Annotated in this window: 8 protein-coding genes; all 8 read left to right on the top strand. The window is 33.7% G+C overall.

Translation table 11 applies throughout. From position 1 onward, the window contains the following. Positions 1-29: 29 nt before the first annotated feature. The 8 genes from BUB80_RS17780 to BUB80_RS17815 all read left to right on the top strand — a co-directional run bounded on the left by BUB80_RS17780 (position 30) and on the right by BUB80_RS17815 (position 8906). Complete coding sequence (locus tag BUB80_RS17780; RefSeq protein ID WP_073295740.1) at positions 30-2150, top strand: TonB-dependent receptor plug domain-containing protein; 2121 nt, start codon at positions 30-32, stop codon at positions 2148-2150. A gap of 10 nt (positions 2151-2160) precedes the next feature. Then, a complete protein-coding gene (locus BUB80_RS17785; protein WP_073295743.1) occupies positions 2161-3264 on the top strand; it encodes an HmuY family protein in 1104 nt (367 codons plus the stop codon). A gap of 25 nt (positions 3265-3289) precedes the next feature. Beyond that, the gene (locus BUB80_RS17790; protein WP_073295745.1) at positions 3290-4168 is read left to right on the top strand and encodes a heme/hemin ABC transporter substrate-binding protein; all 879 of its coding nucleotides are present in this window, start codon (positions 3290-3292) and stop codon (positions 4166-4168) included. Continuing rightward, positions 4152-5192: a FecCD family ABC transporter permease gene (locus tag BUB80_RS17795; protein ID WP_073295748.1), complete on the top strand. Its 1041-nt coding sequence runs from the start codon at positions 4152-4154 to the stop codon at positions 5190-5192. The genes BUB80_RS17790 and BUB80_RS17795 overlap by 17 nt, the downstream gene beginning before the upstream one ends. Continuing rightward, positions 5192-5962: a heme ABC transporter ATP-binding protein gene (locus tag BUB80_RS17800; protein ID WP_073295750.1), complete on the top strand. Its 771-nt coding sequence runs from the start codon at positions 5192-5194 to the stop codon at positions 5960-5962. The genes BUB80_RS17795 and BUB80_RS17800 overlap by 1 nt, the downstream gene beginning before the upstream one ends. 2 nt (positions 5963-5964) lie before the next feature. Then, entirely contained in the window at positions 5965-6615 is a 651-nt protein-coding gene (locus BUB80_RS17805) for a class I SAM-dependent methyltransferase (RefSeq protein WP_073295753.1), read from the top strand. Positions 6616-6620: 5 nt separating this feature from the next. Continuing rightward, complete coding sequence (locus tag BUB80_RS17810; protein WP_073295756.1) at positions 6621-7649, top strand: hemin-degrading factor; 1029 nt, start codon at positions 6621-6623, stop codon at positions 7647-7649. Between the two features lie 384 nt (positions 7650-8033). Next, positions 8034-8906 (top strand): ChaN family lipoprotein, encoded by an 873-nt coding sequence (locus BUB80_RS17815; protein ID WP_073295759.1) that lies wholly within the window; start codon positions 8034-8036, stop codon positions 8904-8906. The last annotated feature ends 130 nt before the right edge of the window (positions 8907-9036 follow it).

Raw genomic sequence — 9036 nt, forward strand, 5'->3', positions numbered from 1 at the left:
GCATTATATTTGTCGAAAATTTTGAGACTATGAAGAAGAAAGCACTTTCTATACTATCGCTGTCCACTGTTCTTTGGATGAATGCACAGGAAAGAGATTCTCTTAAGCAGAAAAAAATAGAAGAAGTTGTCGTTACGGGACAATATACTCAACAATCTATCAATAAATCTATTTATAAAGTCGAAGTTATTAATGCAGAACAGATTAAGAATATGGCAGCTACAAATGTAGCAGATGTTCTTAACCAGAGTTTGAATGTTTTAATCGTACCGGATCGTAATTCAGGAAACTCTACAGCAAATCTTATGGGACTTGGTGGTGAATACACAAAAATTCTAATAGATAATATTCCTGTAGTAGGAGATATTGGGCTTGGAAATAATATTGACCTTACAAAACTTAATATTAATAATGTAGAACGTATTGAGATTGTAAGAGGTTCAATGGGGGTAGATTATGGAAGTAATGCAGTTGCAGGGGTAATTAATATTATTACAAAAAAGAATAGTCAGAAAAAACTAACACTCAATGCTTCATTACAAGAAGAAACGGTAGGAAAAGAATATAATTGGTATAAAAAAGGCCAGGGAAGACACGTTCAAAATTTGAATATAGGATATAATATTAATGAAAATTGGTATGTTGGAGCTAATATTAACCATAATGATTTTCAAGGCTTTCAAGGTACCCAGGAAGGTTATAAATATTTTGAAAAAGATAAGAAAAGAGGTTATTTATGGCAGCCTAAAGACGTAACAAATGTTGATGCAGTCTTACGTTATAATAAAAATCAAACTTCAATTTTTTATAAGTTCGGGTTTTTAAATGAAAAACTTAATTATTATAATCCTGGAGTTGAAGATTATTTCTATAGTGTTAAAGATATTACTTTATCAAGTGTAGATAGAGATTATCTTACAACAAGATATTTGAATCAGCTTAATGTACAAACAAAACTTGGAGCTGTAAACTATACGGGCGATTTTTCTTATCAAACACAAGATAGAAAGTATAGAGATTTCAAATATGATATTCCTAACAGAAAAGTAATAGGAGATAAATCTGAATATCAGTCTTACAATAAAGCAGATGTATTTTATTCAAGAGGCGTGTTCAGTAATTTCTTAGATAGTAAAAAGATTGATTTTCAAATTGGATATGAATTAGATCATACCTCTGGTTTTGCCGGAAATATTGCCGGAAATTTTGAAGGTACTGATAATGTTAAAAGAAAAATATTCAATTATGCGAATTTTATGTCTGTTGAATGGAATACAACAGATTGGTTATCCATCCGTCCCGGATATCGCTTGGCTTTAAGTGATAAATTTGATGCTCAACATAATTATTCATTAACAGCGAGAGCAAAAGTTACTGAAAATGATAATTTAAGATTAGTTGTTGGTAGTGCAAACAGATTTCCAAATTTTGATGAATTGTATACTTATCAGGTGGATAGTAATCATGATATTCGAGGAAATGTAGATCTGAAGCCTGAACAAGGAATGACAGTGTCTTTAAATGGTGAAAAAAAGATATATACAGTTTCTGGTTGGAACTTAAATTTAGGAACAAGTGCAACTTATCTTAAAGTTAAAGATAGGATTGAGTTGGCAACAATTAGTCAGCAACCCCTGAAATATAAGTATATCAATATTAATAATTATAGTTCTTACATCTTTGAGGCAAATTTTAGAGCACAGAAAAACCAATTTAGTTTAGCAGCAAATGCTACGTATTATGGGATTTCGAAAGAACTAAAAGCTGGAGCACTTACTTCTCCTGATGATTACTTTTATACATTCGAAGCTAATGCAGCTGTAAATTATACAGTTCCTAAAATAAATACGACTCTTTCATTATTTTATAAATATACAGGGAAGACTCAAATGTTTGTATTGGCAACGCCAGATTTGGCTACTTCATATTATGATGTGGGAGAACGAGGAGATTTCCATATGATGAACTTTATCATTACCCAACCTTTCTATAATAATCATTTTGATGTAAGTCTGGGTGTGAAAAACATTTTCGATGTGTCTTCTGTGAGAGATACTACCGTTAGTGGAAATGCACATGAAACTGCAGATCCTAATTCTAATCTTTTTTATGGAAGAAGTTATTTCGCCAGATTAAGCTATAATTTTTAAAAAATTAAAAATGAAAAAAATTCTCTTTTATCTTGTAATAGGAATATCGTTTATATCTCAATCATGTATTAACGACAATGATGATCCTGTGCCATTTACAGCTTCTGAAGGTACTGTGGTTGATGCTGATGTAAAAGGGCCTACCCAGCCAGATCAAGTATGGATTGACTTAAGTGATGTTGATCAGACAGGCCAACCCAAACAAACACTTACAAAAAGAACTGATTGGGACTTAGCCTTTTATTCTGGAAATGAATTTAAAGTGGTTTTAAATTCGTCTATTATGATGGCAGCAGGGAAAATTTCCAATGTTACTGATATTAATGCTGTAACTTCTGCAAACGTAGCGTCATTACAAAGTTTAGTACAGGTAGCAAACTTCAATCCTAATAATACGATATATGTTGATGATGTAAACGGAAATTATCCAAGTGGATATACAGCAATAGGAGAAGTAAAAGCAAATGATTCTGAAAACGCTATCTATTTGTTAAATATGGGGAAAGATATATTTACAGGAAATGTTGCGGTAGGATCGGTAGCAACAGGAGGTGATAGCAGAGGATGGATGAAAGTTCAGGTAATAAGACAAGGTGATGCTTACAAAGTAAAATATGGAGAACTGAATGCAACTGGAACTAATATTAAAGAAGTTGTAATAAATAAGAATACAGCTTACAACTATACTTTCTTAAGTTTAAAATCGGGTAATAAAGTATCTATTCAACCAGAGAAAAATAAATGGGATATTTGTTTTACTGTATTTACAAATACAATTGAAGGTGCAGGAAGCTACATATATGCAGATTTTGTTACTACAAATAATTTGGGAAGCGTAAGTGCTTACGAAGTGAAAACATCAACAGGTTCAGCCGTAGACGCTTTCAATAAATTTAAGTCAGTAGATGTTGATCAATCTAAATTTACTCATAATGATCAACGAGTAATTGGTTCAAATTGGAGAGAGGTAGGTCCATCAGGATACCAAGTGAAAGGTGATGTATTTTATGTTATCAAAGACTCAGCTGGAGATTATTATAAGTTGAAATTTACAAGATTAACTAATAATGAAGGAGTAAGAGGTTATCCTAAATTCCAATACTCACGTCTATAAAAAATAAATCAAATAATAGTATATCATGAAAAAATTCATTCTTGCGGCTTCCATGCTTGTTGCAGTATATTCTTGCAAAAAAGAGGAAGGTGCTAAAAAAGAAAATACAACAGAAGCAAGTTCAGAAGCTCCAAAAACGAATAATAAAATTGTTACGCTGAATGGCGGAATTACAGAGATTGTAGCTGCTTTAGGTCACGAAAAAGAAATTGTTGGAACAGATGTTACAAGTACATATCCTGAATCATTAAAAGCTACAGCTAAAGATTTAGGTCACATAAGATCAATTACTATCGAGCCTATTATGGCGGTTTCTCCAACATTAATTTTGGCTTCTGATAAAGATATCAACCCGGAATTAATGGGTAAAATCAAATCTTCAGGAATTCAAGCTGAGGTTTTCAAACAGGAATTTACGGTTGACGGAACTAAAAAATTAATCGCAGACGTTGCAAAAGCAATTGGTAACACAGATTATCAAAAGCTAAACGATAAAATTGATGCAGATTTAAAACAAATTCAGCCTATCGCTAAGAAACCAAAAGTATTGTTCATCTATGCTAGAGGAAATATGTTGATGGTTTCCGGTAAAAATACGCCTATGGCTGCTTTGATCAATCTTGCAGGAGGTGAAAATGCAGTGAATGATTTCGAAGATTTCAAACCTTTAACTCCGGAAGCGGTAGTAAAAGCAAATCCGGATGTATTGTTCTTCTTCTCAAGCGGATTACAGGGTGCCGGAGGAAACGAAGGTGCATTGAAAATGCCGGGTGTTTCTCAGACAAACGCTGGTAAAAACAAGAAGATCATTGCGATGGATGGAGGCTTGGTTTCAGGTTTCGGACCAAGATTAGGAAAGGCTGCTGTTGGATTAAACAAACTTTTAATTGAGAACACAAAGTAAACTATACTTTTACATTACAATAAGTACCATACTGCTTTTCATCATAGCAGTATGGTCTCTTAATACAGGGGTTTACGACTTTGGGGGTAAATCTGCGTTTGAAGTGTTGGGAAGAGTTATAAAAGGAGATACGAGTTTATCATTAAGTGATAAATATGTAGTGTGGGATGTAAGAGCATCCAGAATTATTATGGCCATTTTGATCGGAAGTATGCTTGCAGTTTCAGGAACGAGTTTACAGGGATTATTTAAAAATCCATTGGCGACGGGGGAAGCAATAGGTCTTACTTCGGGAGCGACATTACTTGCAGCAATTGCAATTGTTTTAGGAGGGCATTTTAAGCAATATCTTCCTGAGATGGTACAATTTTCATTAGTAGGTATCTCAGCGTTTGTGGGAGCTTTATTAGCGATGATGTTGGTATACAGAATTTCAACAAGCGCAGGAAAAACAAATGTTGTAATGATGTTGTTAAGCGGTGTTGCCATTACATCAATCGGGTTTTCGATTACAGGATTTCTGATCTATATTTCAAAAGATGAACAGCTTAGAGATCTTACGTTCTGGAATATGGGAAGTCTTGCCGGTGCAACGTGGACAAAAAATGCTGTTTTAACTATAGTTATCATTATTTCTTACTTGATTTTACTTCCAAAAGGGAAGGCATTAAATGCAATGATGTTGGGAGAAAGAGATGCTCAGCATTTGGGGATCAATGTAGAAAGACTGAAAAAACAGATTGTTATTATCACCTCTTTAATGGTGGGAACCTGCGTTGCCTTTTCAGGAACGATTGGTTTTGTGGGGCTTATTGTCCCTTACATTTTAAGGCTTTTATTTAAATCCAATTATACTTTTATTTTACCATTATCAGCGGTGTTGGGAAGTATTTTATTGTTGATTGCCGATACGTTCAGCAGAAGTATTGTAGCTCCTTCAGAATTGCCGATTGGTATTTTAACCTCGTTAATTGGAGGACCTATCTTTATTGCTATTTTAATTAAATTCAAAAAATCATTGTAATGATAAAGGCGCATCAAATCAGTTATAAGCATAAAGAATTCCACATTTTAGATGGGGTTGATGTCTCTTTGGAATACGGTGAATTTTTAGCAATTGTTGGCCCGAACGGAGCCGGAAAATCAAGTTTATTGAGTGTTCTGGCGAATGAAGTGAAATCAAAGCAAAAAATTGTATTTAAAGATAAAGAATTGAATGACTGGGAAGTAAGAGAGTTGTCAAAACATAAGGCAAAATTCTCCCAGCACAACAGCAATGATATTACCCTTGAGGTGAAAGATGTTGTCATGATGGGAAGATATCCTTATTTTGATGCGCAGCCAAGACAGGAAGACGTGGATGCTACCAACCAGAGAATGCACGAAACTGAAATTTTTCATCTGAAAGACAGAGAATACAATACGCTGTCAGGCGGTGAAAAACAGCGTGTACACCTTTCAAGAGTAATGTCACAGTTGGAAAATGAAATCACCCATAAATTGGTTTTTCTTGACGAACCTTTGAATAATCTTGATGTTAAACATCAATACAAAGCATTGGAAATCATTAAAAATTTTACTCAAAAAGCCAATTCGGCGATTGTTGTTTTGCATGATTTAAATCTTGCGGCTCAGTTTGCCGATAAAATATTATTAATGAAATCTGGAAAGGTTTCTGCTTATGGAACGCCACAGGAGGTTTTTACAGCGGATACAATCAGTGAAGCTTATAATTTTCCATGCACCATTTGCGGACACCCCATTACCAATAACCCAATGATCATTTTTGGATAACCATGGAAAAAGATGAACTAAAAATTCTGGCTCAAAACCTTGCCAATCCACAAGGAGAAAAAGGAAAAGAGATTGGTGAAATGATGAATGCCACCAATATCGGGATGACATTAGAAAGTATTAAAACACTTTTAATAGAAGACAATGAACACATCCTGGAGATAGGACACGGAAATGCAGGACACCTGAAAAGTATTTTGAATATTGCCAATAATTTAAAATATACAGGCATCGATATTTCCGAAACCATGCAGAATGAAGCTAAAGATTTAAATAAAGAATTTAAAGATCAAGCAGATTTTGTCTTATACGAAGGAAAAAAGCTTCCTTTTGAAGATGAGGTTTTCGATAAGATATTTACCGTAAACACCGTCTATTTTTGGGAAGAACCTGTTGATTTTTTAAATGAAATTTACAGAGTATTGAAAGATAAAGGAACCTTCGTTCTTACTTTCGGACAAAGAGATTTCATGGAAAAATTGCCTTTCACTCAATTCGATTTTACATTGTATAATACGGATGAAATGGAAGAAACAGTTTCTAAAAGCCATTTTAAAAGAATGAAGATCTCTGAAAAAGAAGAAGAAGTAAAAAGCAAAGCAGGGAACGAAACCATAACAAGAAATTATACAGTTTTAACCATAAAAAAATAAAATAAATGAGCACATTAGTTAACGATCTAAAAGGAAAATGGGACGCTCTAAAAGCAGAAAATCCACATGTAAGAATTAGAAATGCTGCTGCAGAACTAGGCGTAAGCGAAGCTGAATTATTAGTTACCAACGTAGGGGAAGGCGTAACTGTTCTAAAACCTGAGTTTCAAAATATTTTAACTGAAGTAGAGCAGTTAGGAAAAGTAATGGCGCTTACGCGTAATGACGAATGCGTTCACGAAAGAAAAGGAACTTACCTGAATGGAGATTTCAGCAGTCCTCATGCCCAACTTTTCGTAGGTGAAGATATTGATTTAAGAATTTTCCTTAATCACTGGAAATTTGCTTTAGCAGTAGTTGAGGGTGATAAAAAAAGTCTTCAGTTTTTCGGAAAAGACGGATTGGCGTTGCACAAAATTTATTTAACTAAAGACAGTAACGAAGCTGCTTTTGATAGTATTGTTGAAAAATTTAAGGCTGAAGATCAAAATCAGACTTTTGAATTTGAAGCGGTTGCTCCTAAAGCTCCTGAAAAAGCAGATGCAGATATTGATGCTGAAGGTTTCAAAAAAGCTTGGACAGAATTAAAAGATACTCACGATTTCTTTATGATGACAAGAAAATTCGGAGTAAGCAGAACGCAGGCGTTGAGATTAGCTCCTGAAGGATATGCTAAAAAAATAGACAATGCTAAAGTGGTGAACGTTCTTGAAGATGCTTCAGAAAAGAAACTTCCAATCATGGTATTTGTTGGAAACAGAGGTCTTATCCAGATCCACACAGGAGAAGTTAAGAAAACGCTTTGGCACCAACAATGGTTCAACGTAATGGACCCTGATTTCAATTTACACTTGGATGTAACGAAAATTACAGAAGCTTGGATCGTGAAAAAGACAACAGAAGACGGTGAAGTAACAGCCATTGAAGTATTCAACAAAGAAGGTGACTTTATTGTTCAGTTCTTCGGAAAAAGAAAACCAGGAATTCCTGAATTACAAGAGTGGAAAGACCTTGTAGCGGAATTAGAAAAATAATAATTAGATGATTTTGAATGAGGCCGTTTTGTTTTTTCGTAATTCAAAGCGGTCTTTTTTATTTTAAATTAAGCACAAAACTAATGGCACTTTTTTTAAACTTGTTATTAAATCGCAAAGGCGCAAATTATATGTAAGAAGGTGTTTTAAGGCGCAAGGATTTTATCTGCGATAAAATTGATAACGTTTTAAATTGAATGCTTGCCGAAAATCTTTGATTTTCTTGTGCCTTACCTATTACAGAAAAACTAAAATCTTTGCGCCTTTGCGATTTTCCAACAAAAACATTGAATTTTCAAGTAAATTCCTTGATAGAAATTTGTGATATTTGCGAAAAGAATTCGTGACATTAGTGTTTAAAAGATTCATTAAATTTAAATAAAAATGAAAAATATTTTCATAGCGATATTGCTCGCAAGTTTTTGTTCATTCAATGCTCAAAACGTAAAAGCATATCAATTTTATAATCAAAAAGGGAAGGAGGTTAATACAGATAAATTAGTCAAAGAATTGGCTGAATATGATGTGGTATTCTTTGGTGAAAATCATAACAGCTCGATCAACCATTGGTTACAGTTAAAGATTACAGAAGCTTTATATCAACAGAAAAACGGACAGCTTATTTTAGGAGCGGAGATGTTTGAAAGAGATAATCAATCACAATTAAACCAATATTTAAACGGAACGTTTGATGCTAAAACATTAAAAGATTCAGCGCGTTTATGGAATAATTACGCAACAGATTATAAACCGTTGGTTGATTTTGCTAAAGATAAAAAACTGAGTTTTATTGCGACGAATATCCCAAGAAGGTACGCTTCTCAAACTTCAAAAGAAGGCTTGGAATCTTTAAATAAATTAACGGCAAAAGAGAAAACCTACATCGCTCAATTACCGATCAAAGTAACATTAGATACTCCAGGTTATCCTGAAATGAAAAAAATGATGGGTGATCATGCAGAAGAAATGAAAGTGATGAACTTTATTTCTGCACAGGCTACCAAAGATGCAACGATGGCAGAATCGATCTTGAAAAATATCAAGTCTGGAAAAACATTCGTTCATTATAACGGAAATTATCACAGCAAAGAATTTGGAGGAATTTATTGGTATATCAAACAGAAAAATCCAAACCTGAAAATGGCAGTGATCTCTGTTTTTGAATCTGAAACTCCAGAATTGAAAGTTCCTGAAAAAGACTATATCCCAACAGAGTTTAATCTGATTATTCCTGCGGATATGACGAAGACTTTTTAAAATATAATATTTTAATCAATAGGAACGGGCTTTAGCCCAATGTCATTAAGTTAGTGTATTTCATAAGCTATTTCGTTGATTTTTAGGAACTATTGGTTTTGCTCTTGCTCTGTATTTACCAATATTCCTT

The organism is Chryseobacterium polytrichastri (assembly GCF_900142445.1).
Lineage (GTDB): Bacteria > Bacteroidota > Bacteroidia > Flavobacteriales > Weeksellaceae > Chryseobacterium > Chryseobacterium polytrichastri.